The sequence below is a fragment of the Methylobacterium goesingense genome, assembly GCF_022179225.1.
In the GTDB taxonomy this organism is placed as follows: Bacteria; Pseudomonadota; Alphaproteobacteria; order Rhizobiales; family Beijerinckiaceae; genus Methylobacterium; species Methylobacterium goesingense.
The window spans coordinates 1-23722 of the sequence record NZ_BPQL01000147.1; the positions used below are offsets into that span (position 1 = coordinate 1).

Consider the following 23722-nt stretch of genomic DNA (forward strand, 5'->3'; position numbering starts at 1 on the left):
GCGCCCAGGATCAGCGCGAGCGCGCCGTAGAACGCGCCCTGCGTGGCGGCGGACTTGGCCACCACGGCCGCGGCCTCGGCCTTCTGCTTGGCCGCCGCGACGGTCTCGTCGTACTGCTTGCGGTAGTCCTGGATCTGCGCCTTTGCCTGATCGACCGGGATGCCCTGGGCCTTGGCCAGCGCGTCGGCCGCGCGGCTCTCGGCCTGGGCCTTCTGGGCCGGGTCACCCGTGAACAGGGCGCGGATGGCCGCCACGGCGGCGTCCTTGGCCGCCTGCGGGTCCTGGCCGGCGGCCTGGTTGCGCACCGACTGCTCGATGCCGTCGAGCGGGTTGGAGATCTTGGACAGCGAGGGCGCCGCGGCCTGGGCCGCCGTCTGCACGGTGCCGCCCACGAGCGAGCCGGCCCCGCCGAGCGTGCTGGTCACGCCCGAGAAGGCGCCGCCGATCAGCCCGCCGGCCGCCGAGGTGAGCAGGTAGAGCACCACCAGGGTCGTCACCGCCCAGGAGACCAGGCCGTGCAGGCCGGCCGCCCCCTTGACGGGCTTGCCCGAGAGACGGCCCGCGATGAACCCGCCGGCCAGCGAGGCCACCACGCCCGAGGCCACGAACCAGACGCCCGCGCTCAGCGACAGCGTCGAGGCGGCCGGGTTGTCGGCGGCCACCGGGCCGACGCTCGACAGGCCGACCCCCACGCCGACCATGTTCAGGATCACCTGCGTCACCAGCGCCGTGACGGCGCCCGCGAAGATCGCCCCCCACGAAACCTGGTTCAGGAGCACCGTGCGGGTGTCGGCCGAAGCCGCGGCGGAAGGGGTGGCGAGGATGGGGGAAGTGGACACGTGACTGGTACTCCGGGTCGTCGGTCGTCCGAGAAGCTCGGTCGTTTGCGAGGGGTCGTTGGGTGAAGGGTGATGGGGTGAAGGGTCGTGGGGTATGACGCCGCGATGCAGGGCCGCGCGTCCCGGCGCGGCCCGGTCGATCAGTCGCGGCCGTGGATGAGAAGGCCAAGGCCGTAGCCGAGGAGACCGGCCACGAGCAGTGCGGCCACGGGGTGCTCGGCGACCTGGTTCGTGGCGGCGGAACCACTCCGGCGCAGCTGCCGGCCGCCGTTCTCATACGCATCCTCGGCCCGGTCGTAGGCGGCACGGCCCGCGCTGCGGACGGAGCGCTCGGCCCGGTCGTAGGTGTCGCCGGCCGCACCCTGGGCCCGGCGCGCGCGGTCCTCGATGTCTTCCGAACCAACGATGTTACCGACCGCGTCGCGAACCTTTCCGCCGATGTCGCGGGCGGTGTCGGCGACATGCTCGGCGGCGTCGCGCACGGTGTCCTTGACCTGACCGTAGACATTCTCGGCGGCGCCCTGCGCCTCGCGGGCGCGGCCCTCGACCGAGTCCCGGCGGGATCCGGTCAGGTCGCCGACCGCGCCCTGCACCTTGCCGCCGAGTTCCTTGGCGGTCCCCGTGATGCGATCCGTATCGACCATGCCGTTTCTCCTTTTGTTGTTCCGGGTGAACTTGATGATGTTCGACGTGCGTCCGAAGCTACGCCCCAGGGTTTGGCTTCGGCTTCACGCCAGACTTCGGTAATTTCTGCGGAGACGTCCGTTCCCGCTTGATTTCGTTCTGCTCGAACTTTCCCTCGGCCTCGACTTTCGGATCGCCGACCAGCTTTCCGATCGCCTCCTTCACGGAGGCTTTGATCTTGTCGGCCCCGTCGTTCGTCTTCTGTGCGCTCACGGGATGCTCCGTTGCCCAGGCGAGGGAGACCCCTCAAGTGGCCCGGCCTGTCCGCCGAACAATGGTTCATACATACCGGTAGAGGGGTTTTTCTTACCCAGCTCTCGCCTGGGAAGACCCGGCCTTCGGGTGCGGCCGACAACATCCGATCGCCCACGGATGTGTGCATGCCGCAGGATGCAGCGACACCGCTTCGATGGCCGGCGTTGTGCCGGGTGCCGATCACTCAGGGGATGCGTGGGTCCCGCCGTACCCTCGCCGCGCTGTCGGCGCAGACGGCGAACCGGTCGAACCCGATCAAGACAATCCCTGCCCCAAGTCCGGCTGTACCCTCGCGGATCTCGCGCCCTTTCGCGCCAGCAATCACCGTCCCGCGCTCCTGACTGCTCGTATGAAGTCAGGCCGTAACCAGGCTTCGGATGCGTCGGTTCCCAAAGAACCTCCGAAAGACTGGTATATCCGCATCATTGACGTGAACGTGAACGATCAGCCAGACAGCGCGACCTACATTGCACCGTAGAAGCGCGACTTCACGGAACCGTGATCTCGGACAGGGAGTCCGGCCCAGGATGCATTTCAGCACAATCGCCGACGAAACTTCCGCACGCGGGGTATTGCCCCGTCATGTCCAGGATCAGATCGGACGAAGATTAAACGAACTCATCCCACGGGCGGAGGCGGTCGATGCCGGCACGCGGCTCGGGCAGGTGCTACAGCGCCTCGGCGCCGCCCTTCAGGAAGCGGAGGCGGACCGGCAGGTCACCAAGGCGTTCGGCGATGCGTTGATCGCTCTCGTGCCGCGATTGCGCCGCTTCGCCCTTCTGCGTACCGCCAACGCGGCGGAAGCCGACGACCTCGTCCAAGCGACCCTGATGCGGGCCTGGGAGCACCGCGCCCAGTTCCAGACCGGCACAAACCTCGTGGCGTGGTTGTTCACGATCCTGCGCAACGGTCACCTGAACCAGCGCAAGCGCCTGCGACGCGAGATCGAGGACATCGACGGTGCCCTTGCGGGCACGCTGTCCACCCCGCCGGAGCAGGAGCACCGGGTCGCGCTCTCGGAGTTGCAGGAGGCCTTGAACGACCTTCCGGCCGAGCAACGCGAGACCCTGCTGCTGGTGCTGGTGGATGGCCTGATGCACGAGGAGGCGGCCATCGTTCTCGGGTGCCGGGTCGGCACCGTGAAGAGCCGTGTGAGCCGGGCCCGCGACCGGTTGGCCCTTGCCCTGGGGCTGTGACGAGGCAGGCAACGCCCCGTCCGGTCATCCGGCCCCGAACCGAGCCGTTCGCCTTCGGTAGAGGCGGCAGGTCCGAGAAGCGCGCAGACACGCCTCGCTGAGACCTCGGGCGATCTCCGAAGGCGAACGCATTTTACCAGGCAACCGACTATCAAAATGATGCATCTGCATCATTGAGCGTCGGTCCAGCGGGATTATCTCCTGTCCATCACCGCCCACGACGACGGACCTCCCGAGAGGATACCGGGCGGGCGCCGGTGAGACATTTCAAAGTTATGCCGGACCTTGCATGTCCCCCGATCAGGTCCGGCATGGCCGCAGGGCCGGACGCCGTGCCGCTCCGGGCACACGTCCGGCCCGTAGGCCGGCGCGACGAACAGGTGAGGATCTCCAGCGTGGCCAATCCCGGCATGGCCGACCCCATCCCGGGCGGCGATATCCCCTCTCAGCTGCCGCCCCGGCCGTTCCCGGGCGAGCGTCCGCTCGGCTCAGACGAGCCCTCGGCCCCGTTCGAGGAACCGCCCGAACCGGGCCTGCATCCGGACCGCCCGGCGGAGGGCCCGATCGAGCCGGGTATTCGCGACTGAACGCGTCGCTGGAGGCCTACGAGACGCAGGCGATTCAGGAAGTCATCGAGTCTGGAATGGCGCGCCGCGAGCTGGCGGCGACCCTGGACGGGCGGCGCGTGACGGATCTCGTCCCGCCCGCGGCCGGCGAGCCGATGCGGGACTACGCGGTCCGGGCCACCGGCGAACTCATGGTCCGCTACCTCGCCCAGGGCGGGGACGCCCCGGCTCCACTGGCCCGTCCGCCCCTCTAGCTGGGCACGCCTCGGGCCGGAACGCTCGACATCAGTCCCAGAAAGGCGGTCATGTCACCCGTTTCGAAATGCATTGTCCTGGCCCTCGCCGTCGCGAGCAGCCCCCTCGGTCCGGCTCATGCCGGGACCGCGTTCGACGGCGACTGGTCCGTCGCGGCGACCGTCGACAACGGCAGTTGCACCGGGCCCTACCGCTATCCGATCGTGATCCGCGACGGCGCCGTCGACGAGGCGAGTGGCAGCGCGGCCGATGCCTCCGGCCGGGTGGCGAAGAATGGCCGCATCGTCGGTTCCATCCGGCGCGGCTTGGCAAACATCGCCGTCGAGGGCCGGCTGCGGACATCCGCCGGGACAGGACGCTGGACCCAGACCGGCCCCATCGCCTGCGCGGGACGCTGGACGGCGAAACGCTCCGGCTGACACCGCGTCGCGATGAGGATCGCGCCCACTCGCCTTCACATCGGCATGATCTCATCAAGATGTGATTGAGGTGCTTGTTACATTTCGTAACACATCCTGGCTTTTAAAGCCGCAACCATCTTTCGAAGCCTGCTGTTCCTAGCCCATCGCAACAGAGGAGATGCAAATGCGACTGAAACTTGCTGGCGCAGCTGTTCTTGCACTGGGGACACTCGCGGCCACGGCCGGCGGGGCCGAAGCCCGCGACGGATGCGGACCCGGCGGCCACCGCGGCTATTACGGCTATTGCCGCCCGAACGTCGTCTATCGCCCCGTCGTGGTGCGCCCCATCGTCTACGGCTACCGCCGAGTCGGCTGGTACAGTCCGCGCTGGCACCGCTGGGGCGGCTACCGCCACGTCGGGTACCACCGCCCCTGGGGCTGGCACGGTGGCTACCGCCACGTGGGCTGGCACCACCGCTGGTAGGCCGACGTTATCTCCAGGGTGCCCGGCTCGCTTCGGGCGCCCGCCCTCACCGCGCCCTCCTCTCTCGCGGGGGGAGGACGGTGCCCGAACGCATGACGTCAGGGATTCAGCATGGCCCACATCCTCGTCATGGGCGCCAGTCATGGCATCGGCCTGGAGACCGTGAAGGCGGCGCTCGCGGCCGGGCATCGCGTGCGGGCCTTCGCGCGCTCGGCCGCGCGCATGACGCTCTCGGACATGACGCTCTCGGACCCGAACCTCGAACGGTTCACAGCCGATGCGCTGAACCCCATCGACGTCGCTTCGGCGTTGGAGGGGGTCGATGCCGTCGTCCAGGCCCTCGGCGTTCCCGTGCGGCACCTGATCGGGCCGGTGACGCTGTTCTCGGAGGCCACCAACCTCCTCGTACCCGCGATGGAAAAGGCGGGCGTCGCGCGCCTCATCGCCATCACGGGCTTCGGCGCCGGCGACAGCCGGGATGCCATCGGCCCGCTCCAGCGCATCCCCTTCCGCCTCGTCTTCGGCCGCGCCTACGACGACAAGGACGCCCAGGAGATGCGTATCCGGCACAGTCACCTGGACTGGACCCTGGTCCGACCCGGTGTCCTGACCTCCGGCCCGGCGACGGGTCGCTACGAGGTTCTGGCCACGCCCGCGTCCTGGCGCAACGGCCTGATCGCGCGCGCGGACGTGGCACACTTCGTGGTCGCCGAGATCGGCCGCGCATTCTACGCCAAGCGGGCCGTCGTGCTCGTCGGCTGATCGCGCCGGTTCCGGCTTCGATCGCCTGACCGCCGCATCAGGCCGGCTTGAGGAACTTGCACTTGCCCCGGTGCGACCAGGGCCCCGCCACGCCGGTCTCCGCGCAGAAGGCGTCGACCGCCCGGGTGACGCCGGGGAAACGGCCGCCCAAGCGGTCGTAATCGTCAGCGACGAACAGGCCGCCGGGGCGCAGGACCGGCCACCAAGCCCGCAGGTCCGCCGCCACCGAGGCCTCCTCGTGGCCGGCATCGAGGTGAATCACGTCAGCGCTCACCCCGCGCAGGCGCATCAGTTCGGCGGCGTTCACCGAATCCAGCGGAAGCGGCACCACGCGGTCCGCCAGCCCCTCGTGCAGCACGTTGGCCAGGAAGGTGCGGTACAGGCTCGGATAGCCGTGCTCGGTGGCGAGTTCGGCGAACAGGTCCGCATCCGCCCAATGGTCGACGGCACCGAGCCAGGTATCCACCGCGATGACGGTCCCGTCGACGTCGTGCGCCGCCATGGTCCGCGCCAGGTGCAGCGTGCTCGCACCCTTCCAGGCGCCGATCTCCACGACCACGTCCGGCCGGAACTCGGTGACGGCCTCGTCGAGATAAGGGTGGACACTGCGCCAACCCTGGAGGTCGCGGGGGCGCAGGTCCTCGGGAGGAGCCGCGAAGGGGTCGCGACCGTGCCAGAGGGCGTCGAGGAGGGCGCGGCGGGTCGTGCGGGGGCGGCTCATGCTGTCGGCTCGCGTGGCGGGGCCCGCCCCGGGGAGCGGGCGCGGGCGGAGGGGGTGTCAGCGTTCGGCGGTGCGTGCGGCCTGCACGTAGAGGGCTTCGCAGCGCGCGAGCCAGCGATCGCGGGTGAACAAGCGCAGGACCCGGGCGTGCGGAACCGCGCGGGGGATGGCCAGGGCCTCACCGAGGGCGTCCGCGAGGGCGGGCACGTCGTTCGGGGGCGCGAGGCAGCCGGCCTCGCCGATCACCTCCGCGGCGGCGCCCCGGTCGATGCCCGCGACCGGCACGCCGCAGGCCATGGCCTCGATCGCCACGAGGCCGAAGGGCTCGTCCCAGCAGGGCGTGAAGAGGAAGACCGAGGCGCGACCGACCGCGTCCGCCAGCGCCTTACCGGAGAGATGCCCACCGTAGCGGATGGGACCGCCGAGTTGCGGGGCGATCCGCGCCGCCCAGTACTCCGGGTCCTCGATCGGGCCGAACAGGGTCAGGGAAAGGCCGGCATGCCGGGCCGCCGCGATGGCGAGATGCGTGCCCTTGATGGGGGCGATGCGCCCGGACCAGACGGCGCCACCGTCGCCGCGCGCGCGATAGGGCCAGGAATCCGGATCGACGCCGTTGTGGAGCACGGACATCCGCGGCGGAGCCCCTTCGGGCCACCACAACCTGCGCTGCGCCTCCGACGTGACGGTGATCCGATGACCGGGCACGAGGCTGTCGCGCACGAACCCGCACAGGGCGGCGTAGGGCGGGACGTGGAGAGAGGTGACGGTCGGCACCGCCGCGAGGCGCCGGGGCTCCAGGGGCAGGCGGCTCAAGCTGTTGTTGTGCAACACGTCGAAGCCGCCGGCCGCGATCCGGTCGCAGGCGCCCGCATAGCCCGCATCCACGTGGGCCTTGAGCCCGGCGTCGCCCCGGTGCTCCAGCCCGGGGAAGCTGCGCTCGTGATGCACCGGGATCACCGGATCGATGGCAAAGCGCGGGTCGCTATCCCCGGCGGCGAACAGCACGACCTCGTGTCCGCGCGCCATCAAGCCTTCGGCCAGGACCCAGGCGTGGGCCTCCATGCCGCCCGCGAAGGGGTGCGCCACCGGGTGGCGCAGATGCGCGAGGAGCGCGATCCTCACGCGGTCGCCACAGCGGCGGCCTGAGCCTCGAGGAAGCGGATGACGGAGGCCGAATTGCTGTAGGGCTGGTGGCTCTGCTGCCCGGTCAGCGCGAAGTCGTCCGCCTCGGGGCGGCGCAGGATGCGGATCGGCCGGTCGGGGGTGTCGTCGATCAGCCCCATCACCTTGAAGGCGTAGAGCCAGTGGCCCATCGTGCGGTAGCCCCACTTGGCCTCGAACAATTCGGCATTGCGAACCACGCTGTCGAGGTGGTGCACGGGGGGCATGTGGTGGGGGTGGTACTGGTGGTAGGCGAGGCCACCCTTCATCCAGGCGATAGGGATGCCGGCCTGGTCGAGAACCTTGCCGAAATCCGTGTCCTCGCCGCCGTAGCCCGTGTAGCGCTCGTCGAAGCCGCCGGTGGCCAAGAAAGTGGCGCGCCGGATCGCGAAGTTGAGGGACCAGAAGCAGCGGTAATCGTGGCAGATCTCGAGGCCGGCGGCCGGGGGACCCCGGCGATCGGAATGGCGCTCGGCGACCGCGGCAAAGGCCTCGCAGGTCCAGTCTCCCGCCGTCGCGTGCGCGGGCAGGTGGAGCACCTCACCCATCAGCAGGCCGTCGAGTTCGGCGAGCCCGCGGGCGTAATCGGCGACGAGGTCGGGGGCCGGGATGCAGTCGACGTCGAGGAAGGCCACGACGTCCCCCGTGGCGGCCGCGACACCCCGGTTGCGCGCCGCCGCCAGCGGCAGTTCGGTGCCCGGCATCAGGATCTGGCGGACGGGCAAGCCGACCTCGGGCAGGTCGTAGGGCGCGTCCTGCATCACCGCGACGATGAACTCGGCGGGCGCTTGGCTCTGGCGCTCCAGGCCCAGGAGCACGTTGCGCAGGTGTGCCGGCCGTCCCTTGGCCAGGGTCACGACGGAAACGGTGGACATGGGGCGGTCTGGCTCCGGGAGGTTCGAGCGCTGAGGGATGCGGGCGATCAGCCGGCGGCAACGACCGTGAGGGCGGCGGGCTCCGTCGCGCCGTGCCAGAGTTCGTCGGTCAGGCCCTCGAGCCAGCCGGCGGCGCGGGCGGCGGCGTCCGGCGCGTAGAGGCTGCGCAAAGGGGCGGGGTCGAGGCCGCGCGCCCGCGCGAGGAGGTCGCGCCAGCCCTGAAGGTCGCCGGGCCAGACCGGGGCCTGGACGGCGGCCCCGAGCCGGACCAGGGCCTCGGCCTTGCGGGTCTGTTCGCCGAAGTAGCGCCATTCGGGCATCACGATCAGGCGGCCGCCGACGCGGGCGACCTCGTGAACCGTGTTGTCGCCGGCGGACGCTACCACGATGTCGGCGGCGGCGAGGTAGTCGGTCACCGAGGACACCCAGCCGAGTTCGCGCAGGTTGGAGAAGTCGGTCTCGTGCCCCTCGCGGTGGGTCGGCCCGAGGGTCAGCCACAGGGTGTCGGGCGCGGCGCGCGCCGCCACCGTCAGGGGCGCGTAGGGCGTACCGCTGCCACCGCCGCCGGTGACCGCCACGACGATCTCCCGCTCCGGGTCGAGACCGAGCTTCGCCCGCGCCTCCGCCCGGCCGGGCACGCCGTCGACGCTGGTGCAGAGGCCGCCGCTGTAGAAGGTCTTGGCCCGAAGCGCCGCCGGATAGTCGTCCTGCTCCATGCGTTCGTCGAAGGGGGCGAGCATACCGACACAGGCCTCGTAAGCACCGACATGGCCGATGTCGGTCCGGTCGCCGTGCATGCGGATCTGCACCGCCGGCACGCTGGCGATGCGCGCCAGCAGCGCGATCTCCGCCGAGACGTCAACCACGAACAGGCCGACGTCGCGCTCGTCGAGGTGGTCGAGGATCCGCCGCATGGTCCGGCGCATCGCGGTGAGGCCCAGCGGCACGCAGTGCATGACCTGCGGAGTCGGCTCCGCGTAGAGGCGCGGCGTCGGCACGCCCGCGCCGATCATGTTCGGCAGCGGCACGATCTCGATGTCGCGGGAGAACCCGTCGAACAGCTGTGGCCCGGCGGTGAGCACGGAGACGGGGCGGTCGCGGGCGAATTCGGCCGCCACCGCCATCGTGCGGTTGGCGTGGCCCCGTCCCTGGTGGTGGACGAAGAACGCGATGGGTTTCTTCATGGCTGTCGGGTTCGCGATCCGTCAGGAGAACAGGGCGTCGGGCCGTAGGGCGGCCGCGACCTCGGATGCGTCCGGCCGACGCAGGACCCGGATCGCGCGCGCGTCGTCGTCCCACGCGATCAGCCCGGCGGTCCGGAATTGGCCGAGCCAGTAGGTCATGCACCAGCGCCCATGCGTGCCCCGGAAGCGGGTGGCGTTGGCCAGGATGGCGTCGAAGTGCTGGAGCGGCGGCACGTGGACGGGATGGTGCTGGTGATAGGCGCGCGCGCCCCCGACCCAGAAGGTCGGCAGCCCGGAGGCCGTAAGGCGCGCGGCGAGGTCGGTCTCCTCGCCGCCGTAACCGACGTAACTCTCGTCCATGCCGCCGACGGCGTGCCAGCGGTGGGACGGGAGCGCGAACGACAGGCCCCAGAGCTGGCCGGGATCCGGCTCCGGGCGAAGGCCCTCCGGGGGAACCGGGGGGCGCGCCGGATGCGTCCGGCCGAGGCGCGCGAGGGCCGCGTCGTCGGCGGCTAGGCCGGGATCGAGCCCCGGCGGCAGGTAGAGCACCTCGCCCAGGAACAGGCCTTCGGCCTGCGCCGCCGCGCGCCGGTAGGCCGCCACGAGGGTGGGCGACGGGATGCAGTCCACATCGAGGAAAATGAAGAGGTCGCCCGTGGCGACCTCGGCCGCGCGGTTGCGGGCGGCGGCGAGCGGCATCGGCTCGCCTTCGACGTGACGATGGCGCACCGGGCAGCCGGGGTCCGGCAGGTCGAGGGTGCGCTCCGGCTGCATCCAGGCGATCACCAGTTCGCGCGGACGCACGGACTGGTGCGCCAGCCCGGCCATGAGGTTGCGCAGCCGGTCGGCCCGGCCGCGGACCAGGGTGAGCACGCTCGCCGACGGCCCATCGGGGGCGTCAGCCGGCATCGGCCAGCATCCGGCGGAAATGCCTGACGCCCTCGATGATGCCGCGGGCATGGGACGCCCGCGCCACGTAGGAGTGCTGCAACGCGGCGTTGCTAGCGAGGTCATCCGAGTAGTTGGCGACGATGATCGCCTGCATCCCGGTGCGCAGCATCTCGACGTCGTTCCCGGAATCACCGGCCACGAACACGGCCCGCTCCGGCAAGCCGTAGAGGGTCCGCACATGCGCCACCGCCGTGCCCTTCGAGGCGGCCTCCGGCAGGATGTCGAGGTAGCGGCCGTGACTGTGGATCACGTTGGCGGACAATCCCGCCCGCGCGAGGGCGGCGCGGACCCGCTGGGTCGTCTCCGCATCCCCGAAATAGCTGAGCTTGTGCCCGCGCTGCTCCAGGGGGCCCTGGGGTACGAGGCCGTCGAGGCCGGACAGGCTGGCCAGCACGCCCGCCCGGTCCCAGCCCGTCGAGACCGTTGCACGCCAGGCGGCATCGGCCGTGTAGGTCACGCCGTTGGGATCGAGGTGGTAGATCTCCGACCCCACCGACGTGATCATGACCTGCGGGCGCGGGCTCGCCTGCTGCTCCAGCACCGCCATGGCGCTGTGGAAGGAGCGCCCGGTAGCGACCCCGAAGGCGAGGCCCGCCTGCCGGCTGCGCCAGCGCCGGAAGGTGCCGAGCGCCGCCTCGCAGCCCACCAGCGTATTGTCGATGTCGCAGACGAGGAGCTGGCGCGGCGCCGCCAGGGGGGGCTCGGGGTGACGCAGCGCCCGCAGCAGATCGTGGTAGCGGGCGGCGTGCCGGTCCCAATCATAAGCTGCGGCCGCGCGGGCGCCCCCCGCCACGCAAGCGGCGTAGAGGTCGGGCTCGTCCAGGATGCGCAGGCAGGCCGCCGCGATGGCGTCGGGGGTGCGCGGATCGACCAGAAGACCGTTGCCGCAGGTCTCCACGATGTCGTTCGGGCCGCCGCTGTCGGTGGCCACCAGCGGCAGCCCGGCGGCCGACGCCTCCAGCAGGGTCAGGCCGAAGGGCTCGTTGAGGGCGGGATTGACGAAGAGGCCCCTCCGGGCGCGGGCGTAGGCGTAGAGCGCCGGCACGTCCTCCGGCCCGTGGGTCTTGGGGTAGGCCACGCGCCCGTAGAGGTCGTAGCGGTCGATGAGGACGAGAATCTCCCGCATGGTGTCGGCCATGTCGCCGTCGAGGGCGTCGATGTCCTCCCGCGTGCCCGCCATCAGCACGAGGTTGGCCCGCGCCTGCAGGGCGGGGCTCTCGCCGTAGGCCCGCACCAGGGTGCCGAGATTCTTGCGCGCCACCGGCCGGGCGAGCGCCAGCAGCGCCGGCTTGGCCGGGTCGTGCAAGAAGCGGTCGATGGTGGCGTCGACCCGTGGGAGGGGTTCGGCAGCCGCAAAGCGGGCGAGATCGCTGCCGGGCGGCAGGACGCGGATGCGCCCCGGATCGTAGGCCGCGTATCCGGCATATTGCACCTCCGCCTCGTCGCGGGAGGAGGCGATGACGAGGCTCGCGCGCGCCAGGGCGTCCTCCTCGGCGGCGATCCGGCGCGCGAGGTCGGGGCCGTCCTCGGCGCCGGGGCCCAGCATCGCGGCCTTCACCCGCCCGAGCGAATGGGCCGTGAACACGAAGGGGATGCCGAGCGCGTCCTCGACGAGGCCCGCCACGGAGGCGGCGTCGGCGTAGTGGGCGTGAATGAGGTCGGGCGCCCGGGGCTGGGCCGCGATCCAGGCCATGAGATTGCGGGCGAAGCTCCCGACCTCGGCGTGCATCTCCTCCTTAGCGCGGTAATCCGGTGACGCGCTCGCGAGCCGCACGAGGGTGACCTTGTCGGAGATGCGCTCTTCGGGCACGGCGTAGTCCGGTCCGGGCGTGCCGTGGAACAGGCGCGTGGCGACCACGATCCGCGCGATGCCGACATCCTGGGACGAGGCGGCCACGAGGTCGAGCAGGTAGCGGATATGGCCGCCCGTATCGGCGGTGAGCCCGAACACGACCCCGCCGCCGCGAAGGCAGCCTTGCAGGGCGACATGCAAGACGAACATCAGGCCGCCAGCGTCTCAGGCGTGTTCTGAAAAAGAATTTTCGAAGATGAGGTGCTTACCGTGATCCGCGTCGCCCAAGTCGCACCCAACATATTCCCCGTTCCCCCAGAGCACCACGGTGGCACGGAGAGGGTCATACATGACCTCAGCACGGCACTGGTTAACCTAGGTGTGGAGGTAACGCTCTTCGCGCCCTCCGACAGTGCGACAGACTTGCCGCGCATCGGCGACCATCCCAGCCTCGCGGCCCTGGAGCGCCGCCACGGACGGGTCGCACCCGGCGTCCCGGCGGCCCTGGACGCCCTGCAGCTGGAGGCGCTGCGGCTGCGCCTCGACCAGTTCGACATCGTGCATTGCCACGGTGAGTTCGCCCATGCGGCCCTCCTCGGCGCGCGTCGGCGCCACAGCCTCACGACGGTGCATTGGCGGGTCGACGAACTCGACCGGGCGCTGTTCTTCGCGGGCTTTCCCGACCTGCCGGTGGCGGCGATCTCGGCATCGCAGGCGGCCGGCATTCCGGCTTCCAACCGAGCCGGCATCGTGCATCACGGCCTCGCGCGGGACCGCTACATCCTCGGCACGCAGCCCGGCGCGCACGTCGCCTTCCTGGGGCGGATGACCGACCAGAAGCGGCCCGACACGGCGATCCGCGTGGCGCGCGCCGCCGGCCTGCCGATCCGGCTGGGCGGCACCATCGACGTCGGCAACCCGGGTTATTTCGAGGATCGGGTGCGCCCTCTCCTGGGGGAGGACGCGACCTATCTCGGCCCCGTGGACGATGCCCGGAAGGCCGAACTCCTGGGGAGCGCGCGGGCGCTCCTGTTTCCCATCGACTGGCCGGAGCCCTTCGGCCTGGTGATGATCGAGGCCATGGCCTGCGGCACGCCAGTTGTCGCCTGGAATCGGGGCTCGGTGCCGGAGATCGTCGAGGAGGGCGTGACCGGCTTCGTCGTCGCCTCCGAGGCCGAGGCCGTGGCTGCTCTCGGACGGATCGGCCAGCTCGACCGCGCCCGCATCCGCGCACGTTTCGAGGCCCGCTTCACGGCCGAGCGCATGGCGGCCGACTACCTCGCCCTCTACCGCCGTCTACTCGCCGCGTGATGCGAATCGCCTACCTCGCCTGGGATTACCCGCCGGCCCCCAGCGGCCTCTCGACCGCGGCCCGCGAGATCGCCGAGAGCCTCGCAGGGGCTGGGGCCGACGTCACCGTCTTCACCCTCGACCGCGCAGGCCGGGACAGCAATGGCGGCGTGACGGTGGCGGGGTTCGCCCTGCGGCCGGGCGGGGGGCTGGCGCGCCTGCGCCGCTGGGGCGCGGCCGGGCATCTCGCCGCCCCCCTCGCCTTCCGGCGCGCCGTGCTCGCGGCCCATGCCCGCCGGCCGTTCGACGTCGCCGAAGCGACGAACTGGTACGCGCCGGCCGTGCTGCTCGCGGGGCGCCGGGACCTGCCGCTGGTGACGCGGAGCTCGACCCCCGCAATCTTCACACGGGACGCGCCCGACACGCTTCGCGACCGCCTCGACGGCGGGGCCGCCGATGCCCTGGAGCGCGCCCAGGCGCGGGGCAGCGCGGGGCTCATCGCCAACACCGCCGAGCACGGGGCGGTGATCGCCCGAACCTACGGCCTGTCCGGCCGGCAGCCCGAGGCCGTGATCGGCTTGAGTCTGCCGCCGGAGATCATGGCGGCGGCGCGCGGCGCCCCCTACCCGGACGAGGCGGGGCCGGTGCGCCTGCTGTTCGTCGGGAGGGCAGAGGCACGCAAGGGCTTCGACGCGCTCCTCGGGGCGGTCGCGATCCTGGCGGACGACGCGGAACGCGGCGCGGTTCGACCCTTCCGACTGGACCTGATCGGCGTCCCCCCGGCGGACCTACCCGCGGGCCTGCCGGAGGCGGCACGCGCCCGCATCCATGCGCTCGGCCGGGTCCCCGCCGATGCGCTGGCGCAAGCCTACGCGAACGCGCACGCGGTGCTCGCCCCATCCCGCTACGAGAGCTTCGGCCTCGTCTACCAGGAGGCCCTGGCCTACGGCCGTCCGGTGGTGGCCTGCGCGCAGGACGCGAGCGCGCGCGCCTTCGTGGGGGCGCCGGGTGCGGGTCCGCTGGCGCGGGAGGCCACCGGTCCGGCGCTGGCGGACGCCCTGCGCCCGCTCCTCGTCGATCCGGCCCTGCGCCGCGCCTATCGGATCCGGGCACTGGCGGCGTCCGGCCGCTTCACCCGGGCGGCCCTGGCGGGCGAGACACTCGACCTCTACGCCCGCGCCATCGCAGCAGTCCGACCCCGCCCGAAGAGCCGCGCACCCACCCGCTCCCCAGGGCCTCAGTCCCGGTAGGGACGCAGCAGCGCGGCCTCCTCCTCGGGGCGCCCGCGCCCGGGTGCGAGACGCTCATAGCGCCGCGAGCGCGCCAGCACGTGGGCGCGGTCGAGATGGTGCTCGATCGCCCCGTGGAGGGCGATGAGGCTGCGTGGCCAGCCACCGTCGAGCACCGGCCGCTCGTGCACGCGGCCGGCATAGCGCACGCATCGACGGTTCAGACGATACTGGACGTCCGGGTAGACGTCCGAGAGGTGGCCGTCGACACGGTTGCGGCGTGCCAGTCCGACCGAGACGACGTCGCCCGCCTCGGCCAGGGCGGCCAGGGCCGGAAGGCGCCGGCCGGCCTCGACGGACAGGGTCTCGTCGGCGTCGAGCTGCAGCATCCAGGGATGGCCCGCGAGGTCCTGGAGGGCATTGCGCTGGGCGGCGAAGTCCTGCCCCAGGGGCCGTGCGCCCACCCGCACCGCGCTGCGCGGAAACCCCGCGACCGCCACCGCCTCCGGACGATTCACGGGTGCGTCGAGGAGGATCACGACGTCGTCGGTCCAGGCCGCATGGACGGCCAGCATCGCCAGGGCCGCCGCCAATCCATCGGGGCGGCAGAGCAGTCCGAGGGAGATGGGCGGCCCGACGGCCCCGTCGAGGGCGTACAGGTCCGCTCCCGCCGCGCACCGGCCGTGGGGATGGCGCAGGGCCGTGCGGCCCTCGGCGTCGTGCGGGCGCAGGCCGCGGTCGAACGCGGTCGCGGCGCTGCGCAGGGTGTAGAGGTCGAGGCCATAGGGCGCGTCCGGGTCGGACAGGAAGGTCGGCCCGGACAGGTGCGCGGCGAGGTGCGCGCGGCAGCGAGCCGGGTCGGCATCCGCCGCCAGCAAGAGGCCGCAGGAGCCGCAGGCGATCGGAAAGGCCCGCACCCGCCCGTCCGGATAGGCGAGGGACCGCTCGTTCGGCCCCAACATATCGGCCGCGCAGACGAAGCATCGGCGCATCATCGGTCCCCGGGGCCTTCCTCAGACGCAGGGATCTTGCGTCGCCGAGATCTTGCGTCGCCGGGATCTTGCCGCGCGGGGCCGGCGCCATACCTCGGCAGCTCACCCCGAACCTCTGACGCAAGTGGACGCCCAGGTCGACTCCCCGCCGATGCCCGACCTGCCTCCGTCCGGACGCGGCACACTCGCCATCGTCGGCAACGCGCCGGGGCTCGACGCCGGCGCGGCGATCGACGGGGCGGCGTGCGTCGTGCGCTTCAACAACGCGCCGGGCTTCGGCGGGCGCACCGGCTCCCGGGTCACCCACCTCGCCCTGGTCAATCGCGGCGGGCAGATGCGCGAATGGCTCACCGACCCGCATTTCCTGGCGCGCCCGGTGGTCCAGCGCGCCGAGGCCTTCATCCTGCCGTTCCCGATGCTGCCGGCGGAGCACAACCGGCCCGAGCAGATCTGCTGGACGCGCGAAGCCCTGGCTCTGCTGGCCTCCCTCGGCAGGCCCGTCCACGTTCTGTCCGAGGATCTGCACCGGGCGGCCTGGACACGCCTCGCGTCCCCCGGTGCCACCGAGCGGCCGAACCCCAGCACCGGCTTCCTCGTGACCCTGGCGCTCCTACTCGGCCGGCCGGCGGAACAGGGCGCGGTCGAGGTCCACGGCTTCGGTTTCGACGGCTGGCCCGGCCACCCCTGGGCGGCCGAGCGCGCCTGGTTCCGGCAGGCCGAGGCAGCCGGGCACATCCGCCTGCACCCCTGCCCCGCTTGACCAGCCCGATCAGGATTACCTTCATCCCATGACCACACTCATCACCGTCCTGAAGGGCGGCGGCCGCTACGACGCGGTCTGGGTCGAGCGCCTCGCCCGCGGCGTACGCCGACACGCCCCGGCCTTCGACCGGATCCTTTGCCTTACGGACCTGCCCCTCGCCGTCGCGGGCGTCAAGCGCGTCCCGCTGCGGCACGACTGGCCGGCCTGGTGGGCGAAGATGGAGGCGTTCCGCCCCGGCCTGACGCGGGGGCCGACCCTGCTCTGCGACCTCGACACCGTCTTCACCGGACCGGCCGATGCACTGGGCGAGCCGGGCCTCGCCGCCATGGAGGACTACTTTCACAAGGGCCGCCTCTCCAGCGCCCTGCTGCGCTGGGACGGGGGCGCGCTGGATTTCCTCCATGCCGCCTTCGCGGCCGAACCCGAGCGCTGGATGGCGCCGGGCGCTTGCGGCCCGGTACCGAACGCCGTGCACGGCGATCAGGTCGTCATCGACCACCTCATGCGCCAGGAGGGCCTGCGGCCCGACTTTCTCCAGCGCCTGCACCCGAACCTGCTCGACTTCTATGATCCGCGCCGCGCCGAGCATGGACCGGTGGTGATCTTCATCGGCGCGGCGAAGCCCGATACCGCGACGGGTCCGGTCCGGTCCGCGTGGGAAGCGCCCTGACCGGATCGAGCCCGGATATGCGCGGGGTTCGCGCTGCCGCCCCGGTCAACGCGCGGCCGGAACCACGCCGCCACGCCGCTCGGCGAGAAACGAGACCGCCCAGATCGCCAGCCCCCCGAGGGCCAGCGCGACGCCGACCCAGCCGGTCGCGGGCAGGCCGAGCCCGGCCGTGAGGGCGAGGCCGGCGAGCCAGGGTCCGAGGGCGTTGGCGACGTTGAAGGCCGAGTGGTTGAGGGCGGCGGCCAGGGTCTGCGCGTCCTCGGCGACATCCATCAGGCGGGTCTGCAGGATCGTGGCGAGGCCGCCGCCGCAGCCGATGAGGAAGACGACGGGCCCGAGGGTCCAGAGGCTTCCCGTCGCGTAGGGGTAGAGCGCGAGCGCGCCCGCGCTCCAGACCAGGGTCAGGCCGGCCGCCGGCATCAGGGCGCGGTCGGCCGCCCACGCGCAGACGAGGTTGCCGACGGTGAGCCCGAGGCCGAACAGGGCGAGCACCGGCGGGATCGCGCCCGGCGAAGCGTGCGTGACTTCCAGCATCGTCGAGGCCAGGTAGGTGTAGACCGAGAACAGGCCGCCGAAGCCGATGGCGCCGGTTGCCAGCGTCAGCCAGACCTGGCCGCGCCGCAGGGCGCCGAGTTCCTTCAGAGCGCTCGCCCCCCGGGCCGGCTCACCCAGCGGCGCGTAGATCCGCACCAGGATCGCGGTTCCGGTGGCGAGCAGGGCCACGAGGCCGAAGCTCCAGCGCCAGCCGACGAGCTGACCGATGCCGTTGGCGAGCGGCACCCCCACCACGGTCGCGACCGTAAGGCCCGCGATGACCCGCGAGACCGCCTGCGAGCGCCGCGCGCGCGGCACAAGGGCGGCGGCGACCAGGGCCGCCACCCCGAAATAGGCCCCGTGCGGCAGGCCGGCGAGGAAGCGGAAGACCAGCATCCAGGGATAGCTCGGCGCCAGCGCCGAGAGGCCGTTGCCGAGGGCGAACAGCACCATCAGGGCGACGAGCAGCGTGCGCCGCGCGATGCGGGCCGCCAGCACCGCGATGATCGGCGCCCCCACCACGACTCCGAGGGCGTAGGCGCTGATCACGTGGCCGGCCGTGGCGGCATCGATCCCGAGATCGGGCGCGAAGGACGGCAACAGGCTCATGGCGGCGAATTCGGTGGTGCCGATCGCGAAGCCCCCCGTCGCCAGCGCGACGAGGACGAGGGTCGGATTCGGCCCGGGCGCCGGCCCACCCGACGTGGCCTCCGCAGCAGCCCCGGCATCGAGGGGAGCGGTCTCGGGAAGTTCGACCCTGGGGAGATCGACGAGGCTCATGCGGATCTCCGGGAGCGCGTTGGGAAGCGTAGCCGAAACGCCCGCTTCTCGAGGGCACGTGTTCCCTCAACTGTGCACTGCAACAAACGTTGCATAGGGATGCAGTCGAGCGCACATAGATGCCCTGCGCTGCGTGCAGAGCCTCAGGGGAGAAGCGACAGGTGACCAGGAACCGCCCGCCCTCCTCCATCGCCGTCGCCCGGCTGGCGGGGGTCTCGCAATCGGCGGTTTCGCGGACGTTCACGCCGGGTGGCATCGCCTCGCCGGCCACCCGCGCCAAGGTCCTGGCGGCCGCCGAGGCGCTGGGTTATCGGCCGAACCTCCTATCGCGCTCGCTGACGACCGGGCGCTCCGGCATCGTCGCCGTGGCGGTCGGCGGCCTCGCCAATCCCTTCCACGCCATGGCCCTGGAGAGCTTCGCGGCGGGGCTTCAGCGGACGGGACGGCAGGTGATGCTGGTGCTCGTCGCGGACGAGTGGGCGCTCGGCTCTGCCGTGGAACTCCTCTCGGGCTATCAAGTCGACGCGGTCCTGACCTCGCTCTCGGTGAACGCGACGGACGTGGCCGAAGCCCTGGCGCGCTTTACAGTGCCCATCGTGACGATGAACTCCGCGGTGACCAACCGCTGGGTCCGGACGGTGGCGGCCGACGACCACGGGGCCGGCGTCGCGATCGCCAAGCACCTGCATGCGCAGGGCGCCCGCCGGTTCGGCTACATCGCGGGCCGGTCGGGCACGCTCGCCCAGGAACGCCGCGAGGCCGGCTTCCGGCAGGGCCTGGCGGAACTCGGGATTGCGGCGTGCGCGCGGGCGCAGGGCGACCATCACCACGGCGGAGGTTCCATGGCGGTGCGGGCGCTCTATGCGTCCGGTACCGGGCCGGACGGCCTGTTCTGCCTGAACGATCTCACGGCGATGGGCGCCATCGACGCCCTCCGGGAGGAATTCGGCCTGCGCTGTCCGGAGGACGTGCTGGTGGCCGGCTACGACAACGTCGCGGCCTCGGCCTGGCCGCCCTATCGCCTGACCACGGTCGATGTCGACCTCGACCGAATCGCCGCGCGAGCCTTCGCCCTGATGGAGGCGGAGGAGGCAGGGCCGTCCGAGGTGCTGGTGCGACCCCACCTCGTGACGCGCGCCAGCACCCGGTGCTGACGGGGCGCCCGCTCAGGGACGACTCAACGGATCGGCGGCCGCTTCGGGAGCCTGCCCGAGCCGGGCGACCTCGGCCGCCAGTTCCTGCAGGCTGGCATCCCCCTTTCGGACGACCCGGTCGACGCCGGCGAGTTCGCTCCGCTCGGCCGGAGAGATGTCCCGGGCACTGAGCACCACCACCGGGATATCGCTGCCGCCGGCCAGGGCGCGCAGCCGCAGCAGGAACGAGAAGCCGTCCATGACCGGCATGGTCAAGTCGAGCAGGATGACAGCCGGGCGCGCCTCGTGGACCCGGGCCAGGGCCTCGGCGCCGTCGCCGGCTTCGCGCACCGCCCAGCCGTCGCGTTCGAGGACATGGCGCAGGCGCGCCCGCATGCCCGCGTCGTCGTCCACCACCAGCACGCCGCCGGCCTCGGGTCCGAGGCGGGTCAGCACCGCCTTCAGCCGTCCCCAATCCACCGGCTTCGGTAGGGCGTCCGCCGCGCCGAGGGACGCGCTCAACGCCGCGTCGGCCACGAAGCTGACCATCACCACCGGAATGTCGCGGGTGGCCGCATCGGCCTTGAGGGTCGCCAGCACCGTCCAGCCGTCGACCTCCGGCATCATCACGTCGAGCAGGATCACCCGGGGCGCCAGGGTCCGGGCGAGGTCGAGGCCGGTCCGCCCGTCGCCCGCCGTCCGCACGGAGAAGCCCTGCCGGATGAGAAAGCGCGCCATGAGGTCCCGCTGGCTCGCCTCGTCGTCGACGACGAGCACGAGGCCACGGCTACCCCCGGCCTCATGCTCCGACCGCTCGGCGGGCTCGGCCTCCGCCGGAGCCTCCACGACGGGGACGACGGCCGGCACGGTCAGGGTGAAGGTCGTGCCCCCGCCCACGAGGCTCTCCACCTCGATCTCCCCGCCCATCAGGCCGGCGAAGGCCCTGGTCAGGGCGAGGCCGAGGCCGGTTCCCCCGTACTTGCGCGTCGTCGTCTCGTCCGCTTGCGCGAAGCGCTGGAACAGCCCGGCCACCTGCTCGGGCGACATGCCGATCCCGGTATCGGCGACGGCGAAGCTCAGCCGGTCACCATTCGCGGTGGTGTGGCGCCGAATCCGCATGGTGACGGTCCCGCCCTCGGTGAACTTCGCGGCGTTGCCGAGCAGGTTGAACAGGCACTGGCGCAGCTTCACCGCGTCGGTGCGCGCGTTGCCGAGGTCCGGCGCGAGGTCGAGGACGAGGCGGTTGCCCTTCTTGGCGACCAGGGCCTCGACGGTGGCGGCGGCGTCGCGCGCGAAGCCGTCGACGGCGAAGTCCTCGGCGTACACGTCCATCTTCTCGGCCTCGACCTTTGAGAGGTCGAGGACGTCGTTGATCAGGCCGAGCAGATGCTGGGCGTTCGCTCGGATCTTGCCGAGATCGGCCAGGAACGTGTCCTGCCCGAGATCCTCCGCCTCCTCCTCCAGCATCTCCGCGTAGCCGATCACCGCCGAGAGCGGGGTGCGCAGCTCGTGGCTCATGTTGGCGAGGAAGCGGCTCTTGGCCCGGCTCGCCTCCTCGGCGGCGTCGCGGGCCTCCCGCAGCGCCGCCTCGTAGGCGTGACGCCCGGTGACGTCGACATGCACGCCGACCCATTCGCGGATCGCCCCGTCGGAATCGTGCACCGGCACGGCGCGGACGGCGTAGTGGCGCCAGTCGCCGTCCGGATGGCGCACGCGCTGGTCGACGACGTAGGGCGTGCCGGTCCGGACCGCCGATTCCCAGACGAGGCGGGCGTTCTCCGCGTCGTCCGGGTGAAGGGCGCGGGTCCAGCCGCCGCCGCGATACTCCGCGAAGGTCTGGCCGGTGATCTGTTCCCAGCCGGGCTGCTCATCCACGAGTTCGCCCGCCGCGTTGGTGTTCCACATGACGCCGTCGACGGCCCGGACGGCGGAACGGAAGCGCGCCTCACTGACGTGCAGGCGCCGCTGCACCCGCCCCTGATCGAGGGAGCCCACCATCATCGCCAGAAACAGGATGACGAAGGTCACGCCCGCCACCGCCAGGGCGAGGTTCTGCGGGCCCGCCGCCGGGACCATCCCGTGCGCCGCGTGGGCGCCCTCCTCCGCGAGGGTGAAACTCGCCGCCGCCATGCCGGTGTAGTGCATGCCGGCGACAGCCAGACCCATGATGCAGGCCGCGACCAGCTTCTGCCAGAGCCGGTTGCGGCGGAAGGCCAGCCACAGGGCGGCGGTGGCGGCCAGGACCGCGATGGCGACGGAGGTGGCGACGATCGCCGGATCGTAGGCGAGGTTCCCCGGCACCCGCATCGCCGCCATCCCGACATAGTGCATGGCCGCGACGCCGAGGCCCATCAGCGGACCGGCGACGAGGAGCGACCGGGGCGAAGTTCCGCGGATCGCCACCCAGCCGAAGGCCGCCGCGGTGGCGGTGACGGCGACGAGGAGGGACAGGGCCGTGATGCCGAGATCGTAGGCGGCCGGTGCCCCCATCTCGAAGGCCAGCATGCCGACGAAGTGCATCGCCCAGATCCCGCCACCCATCGCGATCGCCGCGGCGCCGACCCAGACCCAGCGCAGGCCGGCGGCCGCACCGCGGACGCGCGCGCCGAGGTCGAGGGCCGTGTAGGAGGCGAAGACCGCAACGGCGATCGAGAGCGCGACGAGAGCGGGGTCGTAGCCGGTATGAACCATGGAATGCCCGTGCGGTGGCGGTCCGCCCCTTCCGGTCGACCTGGCGACGGGGCCGGTCGGGAAGGCGACGTCCGTCGTCTGTAGACCATTCGCGCGCGCCCTTCGGTCTCACGAAGCCGTGCGGCGCCCGAACGGATCGATCCGGGGAAATCCCCGCGCCGGTTTCAGGCGCGAAGGAGCGCCGCGTAGGGAGCGAGATCGGGTTCCGGCGCGCGCCCACCGGCGAGTTTCGAGGTCAGCCGGCGAATGGCGGGACGGCTCGCGAACCGGAGCCCGCCGTGCAGGAGACGGATGCCGAGGCGACTGCGGGGATTCATGATCTTCGGGGCGATCCCGGGCACGCCCTGTCCGCTCTCCACCATCGGCCGCATCGCGCGCTCGTAGGCGGCGAAGGCGGCCGGCACGTCGGCGCCGCGCGCCAGTTCGCTTGCCAGCACGTAGGCGCCGGTGACGGCCAGGGTGGTGCCGATGCCCGCGAGCGGCGTCGCGCACCAGGCCGCGTCGCCGGTGAGCGCCACCCGCCCCCGGGCCCAGCGCTTCAGCCGCACCTGCCGGAGGACATCGAAATAGAAATCCTCCGTCTGCTCCATCCCGGCGAGCACCCGCGCGGCCTGCCAGCCCGCATCCGCGAAGCGCTCCCGCAGGAACGCCTTCTGGCGGGCGGCGTCCCAGTCCTGCTCGGCCCCGGGAGGCTGACGCAGGGCCAGCATCGCCCGGGTGGTGCCGTGGTTGTCGGGCCGCAGGGAGATGCTGCGCCCACCCGGCGCGTTGTACCAGCGCCACATCCGGTCGTCGTCGGCGGTCCGCGGGATGGTGAAATACGCGATGGTCAATCCCATCCAGCGCGGGTCGTTCTCACCCGGAAACACGCGCTTGCGCGTCGGCGAACCCACCCCCTCGGCGATGATGACGGCATCGTAGGCCTCGACCGCGCCGCTCGCGAAGGTCACCCGGGCCGCGTCGGCCCCATCCGCGATTTCGGTCACCGTGTCGCCGAAGCGGAAGCTGGCCCGCTCCCGGGCGGGCTCGTAGAGAAGCCGCGCGAGGTCGCCCCTCAGGATCTCCATCTCCGCCGTCGGGCCGTCGCCGAGGCTCGGATCCACGGCGAAGCGGGCGACCGCCCGGCCCGCCGCGTCGACCCAGGCGGTGCCCTCCTCGCCGGTGCCGTGGTCGAGGGCGGCGCGCTCCAGGCCCATGCGCCGCAGCACTTCGCGCCCGACCCCGCGGACATCGACGTTCTGCCCGCCGTCCCGGAACGCGGGGTTGCGCTCGACCACGGTGACGTCGAATCCGTGCCGGCCGAGCCACCAGGCGGCAACGTTGCCCGCGACGCTGGCGCCGGTGATCAGGATGCGACGGGACATGCGGTTCACCTTCGGCCGGCGGACATGCACGCCGGGCGTCCGCCGGCTGCGCCGTGTCGGAATTCCGGCCCGATACCGAGGTTCCCGCCAAGACCCGCGCCGGGATTTCGCGAACGAGATGCGATTGGGTCGCATCTTTCATCCTTGTCC

24 protein-coding genes are annotated in these 23722 nt (G+C 72.0%); 11 read left to right on the plus strand and 13 right to left on the minus strand.

Annotated features, from left to right (window positions below; translation table 11 throughout):
• From MFF30_RS21375 to MFF30_RS21385, 3 genes are all read right to left on the minus strand, one after another.
• Positions 1–839 (minus strand): PhnA-like protein (locus tag MFF30_RS21375; protein ID WP_238281982.1); only part of this gene is annotated, 839 nt, incomplete at its 3' end.
• 140 nt (positions 840–979) lie between these two features.
• On the minus strand, positions 980–1483 hold the full coding sequence (locus MFF30_RS21380) for a CsbD family protein (RefSeq protein ID WP_238281983.1): 504 nt from the start codon (positions 1481–1483) through the stop codon (positions 980–982).
• Positions 1484–1541: 58 nt separating this feature from the next.
• A complete protein-coding gene (locus MFF30_RS21385; protein ID WP_238281984.1) occupies positions 1542–1736 on the minus strand; it encodes a CsbD family protein in 195 nt (64 codons plus the stop codon).
• Between the two features lie 569 nt (positions 1737–2305).
• On the opposite strand from MFF30_RS21385, the gene MFF30_RS21390 reads away from it, so the two are divergent.
• The 6 genes from MFF30_RS21390 to MFF30_RS21415 all read left to right on the plus strand — a co-directional run bounded on the left by MFF30_RS21390 (position 2306) and on the right by MFF30_RS21415 (position 5442).
• Positions 2306–2974 (plus strand): sigma-70 family RNA polymerase sigma factor, encoded by a 669-nt coding sequence (locus tag MFF30_RS21390; protein WP_238281985.1) that lies wholly within the window; start codon positions 2306–2308, stop codon positions 2972–2974.
• A 380-nt stretch (positions 2975–3354) separates the two neighbouring features.
• On the plus strand, positions 3355–3561 hold the full coding sequence (locus MFF30_RS21395) for a hypothetical protein (RefSeq protein WP_238281987.1): 207 nt from the start codon (positions 3355–3357) through the stop codon (positions 3559–3561).
• 56 nt (positions 3562–3617) lie between these two features.
• Positions 3618–3794, plus strand: a complete 177-nt coding sequence (locus MFF30_RS21400; protein WP_238281988.1) for a hypothetical protein — start codon at positions 3618–3620, stop codon at positions 3792–3794.
• A 51-nt stretch (positions 3795–3845) separates the two neighbouring features.
• Complete coding sequence (locus MFF30_RS21405) at positions 3846–4214, plus strand: hypothetical protein (RefSeq protein ID WP_238281990.1); 369 nt, start codon at positions 3846–3848, stop codon at positions 4212–4214.
• Positions 4215–4380: 166 nt separating this feature from the next.
• Positions 4381–4680, plus strand: a complete 300-nt coding sequence (locus MFF30_RS21410; RefSeq protein ID WP_238281992.1) for a GCG_CRPN prefix-to-repeats domain-containing protein — start codon at positions 4381–4383, stop codon at positions 4678–4680.
• A gap of 111 nt (positions 4681–4791) precedes the next feature.
• Positions 4792–5442, plus strand: coding sequence for an NAD(P)-dependent oxidoreductase (locus MFF30_RS21415; protein ID WP_238281994.1), 651 nt, complete (start codon positions 4792–4794; stop codon positions 5440–5442).
• A 37-nt stretch (positions 5443–5479) separates the two neighbouring features.
• On the opposite strand, the gene MFF30_RS21420 is transcribed toward MFF30_RS21415, so the two are convergent.
• From MFF30_RS21420 to MFF30_RS21445, 6 genes are read right to left on the minus strand one after another with little or no spacing between them, the layout of a single operon-like run.
• Positions 5480–6163: a class I SAM-dependent methyltransferase gene (locus MFF30_RS21420; protein WP_238281996.1), complete on the minus strand. Its 684-nt coding sequence runs from the start codon at positions 6161–6163 to the stop codon at positions 5480–5482.
• A gap of 57 nt (positions 6164–6220) precedes the next feature.
• Positions 6221–7285: a glycosyltransferase gene (locus tag MFF30_RS21425; protein WP_238281998.1), complete on the minus strand. Its 1065-nt coding sequence runs from the start codon at positions 7283–7285 to the stop codon at positions 6221–6223.
• Positions 7282–8199, minus strand: a complete 918-nt coding sequence (locus MFF30_RS21430) for a galactosyltransferase-related protein (RefSeq protein ID WP_238282000.1) — start codon at positions 8197–8199, stop codon at positions 7282–7284. Before MFF30_RS21430 ends, MFF30_RS21425 begins: the two co-directional genes overlap by 4 nt.
• A 47-nt stretch (positions 8200–8246) precedes the next feature.
• Complete coding sequence (locus MFF30_RS21435; RefSeq protein ID WP_238282002.1) at positions 8247–9383, minus strand: glycosyltransferase; 1137 nt, start codon at positions 9381–9383, stop codon at positions 8247–8249.
• Between the two features lie 21 nt (positions 9384–9404).
• Positions 9405–10292, minus strand: coding sequence for a glycosyltransferase family 2 protein (locus MFF30_RS21440; RefSeq protein WP_238282005.1), 888 nt, complete (start codon positions 10290–10292; stop codon positions 9405–9407).
• Positions 10282–12336 carry an HAD-IIB family hydrolase gene (locus MFF30_RS21445; protein WP_238282007.1) on the minus strand — a complete coding sequence of 685 codons (2055 nt, stop codon included), beginning with the start codon at positions 12334–12336 and terminating at the stop codon, positions 10282–10284. Before MFF30_RS21445 ends, MFF30_RS21440 begins: the two co-directional genes overlap by 11 nt.
• Positions 12337–12396: 60 nt before the next feature.
• On the opposite strand from MFF30_RS21445, the gene MFF30_RS21450 reads away from it, so the two are divergent.
• Together MFF30_RS21450 and MFF30_RS21455 are read left to right on the plus strand one after the other, a co-directional pair.
• A complete protein-coding gene (locus MFF30_RS21450; protein ID WP_238282010.1) occupies positions 12397–13437 on the plus strand; it encodes a glycosyltransferase family 4 protein in 1041 nt (346 codons plus the stop codon).
• Entirely contained in the window at positions 13437–14666 is a 1230-nt protein-coding gene (locus MFF30_RS21455; RefSeq protein ID WP_238282038.1) for a glycosyltransferase family 4 protein, read from the plus strand. Before MFF30_RS21450 ends, MFF30_RS21455 begins: the two co-directional genes overlap by 1 nt.
• Here MFF30_RS21455 and MFF30_RS21460 read toward each other — a convergent pair.
• On the minus strand, positions 14654–15637 hold the full coding sequence (locus MFF30_RS21460; RefSeq protein WP_238282041.1) for a glycosyltransferase family protein: 984 nt from the start codon (positions 15635–15637) through the stop codon (positions 14654–14656). The two genes, MFF30_RS21455 and MFF30_RS21460, sit on opposite strands and share 13 nt — an antisense overlap.
• Before the next feature lie 151 nt (positions 15638–15788).
• Here MFF30_RS21460 and MFF30_RS21465 point away from each other — a divergent pair, with 151 nt between their 5' ends.
• Together MFF30_RS21465 and MFF30_RS21470 are read left to right on the plus strand one after the other, a co-directional pair.
• Positions 15789–16397, plus strand: coding sequence for a glycosyltransferase family 29 protein (locus MFF30_RS21465; RefSeq protein ID WP_238282013.1), 609 nt, complete (start codon positions 15789–15791; stop codon positions 16395–16397).
• Between the two features lie 28 nt (positions 16398–16425).
• Positions 16426–17070, plus strand: a complete 645-nt coding sequence (locus MFF30_RS21470) for a hypothetical protein (protein ID WP_238282014.1) — start codon at positions 16426–16428, stop codon at positions 17068–17070.
• 45 nt (positions 17071–17115) lie between these two features.
• Here the strand turns inward: MFF30_RS21470 and MFF30_RS21475 are convergent, their stop codons facing one another.
• Positions 17116–18384, minus strand: a complete 1269-nt coding sequence (locus MFF30_RS21475) for an MFS transporter (protein ID WP_238282015.1) — start codon at positions 18382–18384, stop codon at positions 17116–17118.
• A 161-nt stretch (positions 18385–18545) separates the two neighbouring features.
• Between MFF30_RS21475 and MFF30_RS21480 the strand changes: the two genes are divergently transcribed.
• Positions 18546–19538 carry a LacI family DNA-binding transcriptional regulator gene (locus MFF30_RS21480; RefSeq protein WP_238282017.1) on the plus strand — a complete coding sequence of 331 codons (993 nt, stop codon included), beginning with the start codon at positions 18546–18548 and terminating at the stop codon, positions 19536–19538.
• A 12-nt stretch (positions 19539–19550) separates the two neighbouring features.
• Here the strand turns inward: MFF30_RS21480 and MFF30_RS21485 are convergent, their stop codons facing one another.
• Positions 19551–22208 carry an MHYT domain-containing protein gene (locus MFF30_RS21485; protein WP_238282019.1) on the minus strand — a complete coding sequence of 886 codons (2658 nt, stop codon included), beginning with the start codon at positions 22206–22208 and terminating at the stop codon, positions 19551–19553.
• A 164-nt stretch (positions 22209–22372) separates the two neighbouring features.
• The gene (locus tag MFF30_RS21490; RefSeq protein ID WP_238282020.1) at positions 22373–23572 is read right to left on the minus strand and encodes an FAD-dependent monooxygenase; all 1200 of its coding nucleotides are present in this window, start codon (positions 23570–23572) and stop codon (positions 22373–22375) included.
• Positions 23573–23722 lie beyond the last annotated feature (150 nt).

What these genes read in the sequence shown, in the direction of transcription:
- MFF30_RS21380 (WP_238281983.1), bottom strand. Translation starts at nt 1,483, where the DNA reads ATGGTCGATACGGATCGCATCACGGGGACCGCCAAGGAACTCGGCGGC.
- MFF30_RS21390 (WP_238281985.1), top strand. Translation starts at nt 2,306, where the DNA reads ATGCATTTCAGCACAATCGCCGACGAAACTTCCGCACGCGGGGTATTG.
- MFF30_RS21400 (WP_238281988.1), top strand. Translation starts at nt 3,618, where the DNA reads ATGGCGCGCCGCGAGCTGGCGGCGACCCTGGACGGGCGGCGCGTGACG.
- MFF30_RS21405 (WP_238281990.1), top strand. Translation starts at nt 3,846, where the DNA reads ATGTCACCCGTTTCGAAATGCATTGTCCTGGCCCTCGCCGTCGCGAGC.
- MFF30_RS21410 (WP_238281992.1), top strand. Translation starts at nt 4,381, where the DNA reads ATGCGACTGAAACTTGCTGGCGCAGCTGTTCTTGCACTGGGGACACTC.
- MFF30_RS21415 (WP_238281994.1), top strand. Translation starts at nt 4,792, where the DNA reads ATGGCCCACATCCTCGTCATGGGCGCCAGTCATGGCATCGGCCTGGAG.
- MFF30_RS21420 (WP_238281996.1), bottom strand. Translation starts at nt 6,163, where the DNA reads ATGAGCCGCCCCCGCACGACCCGCCGCGCCCTCCTCGACGCCCTCTGG.
- MFF30_RS21430 (WP_238282000.1), bottom strand. Translation starts at nt 8,199, where the DNA reads ATGTCCACCGTTTCCGTCGTGACCCTGGCCAAGGGACGGCCGGCACAC.
- MFF30_RS21435 (WP_238282002.1), bottom strand. Translation starts at nt 9,383, where the DNA reads ATGAAGAAACCCATCGCGTTCTTCGTCCACCACCAGGGACGGGGCCAC.
- MFF30_RS21440 (WP_238282005.1), bottom strand. Translation starts at nt 10,292, where the DNA reads ATGCCGGCTGACGCCCCCGATGGGCCGTCGGCGAGCGTGCTCACCCTG.
- MFF30_RS21445 (WP_238282007.1), bottom strand. Translation starts at nt 12,336, where the DNA reads ATGTTCGTCTTGCATGTCGCCCTGCAAGGCTGCCTTCGCGGCGGCGGG.
- MFF30_RS21455 (WP_238282038.1), top strand. Translation starts at nt 13,437, where the DNA reads ATGCGAATCGCCTACCTCGCCTGGGATTACCCGCCGGCCCCCAGCGGC.
- MFF30_RS21460 (WP_238282041.1), bottom strand. Translation starts at nt 15,637, where the DNA reads ATGCGCCGATGCTTCGTCTGCGCGGCCGATATGTTGGGGCCGAACGAG.
- MFF30_RS21465 (WP_238282013.1), top strand. Translation starts at nt 15,789, where the DNA reads ATGCCCGACCTGCCTCCGTCCGGACGCGGCACACTCGCCATCGTCGGC.
- MFF30_RS21470 (WP_238282014.1), top strand. Translation starts at nt 16,426, where the DNA reads ATGACCACACTCATCACCGTCCTGAAGGGCGGCGGCCGCTACGACGCG.
- MFF30_RS21475 (WP_238282015.1), bottom strand. Translation starts at nt 18,384, where the DNA reads ATGAGCCTCGTCGATCTCCCCAGGGTCGAACTTCCCGAGACCGCTCCC.
- MFF30_RS21485 (WP_238282019.1), bottom strand. Translation starts at nt 22,208, where the DNA reads ATGGTTCATACCGGCTACGACCCCGCTCTCGTCGCGCTCTCGATCGCC.
- MFF30_RS21490 (WP_238282020.1), bottom strand. Translation starts at nt 23,572, where the DNA reads ATGTCCCGTCGCATCCTGATCACCGGCGCCAGCGTCGCGGGCAACGTT.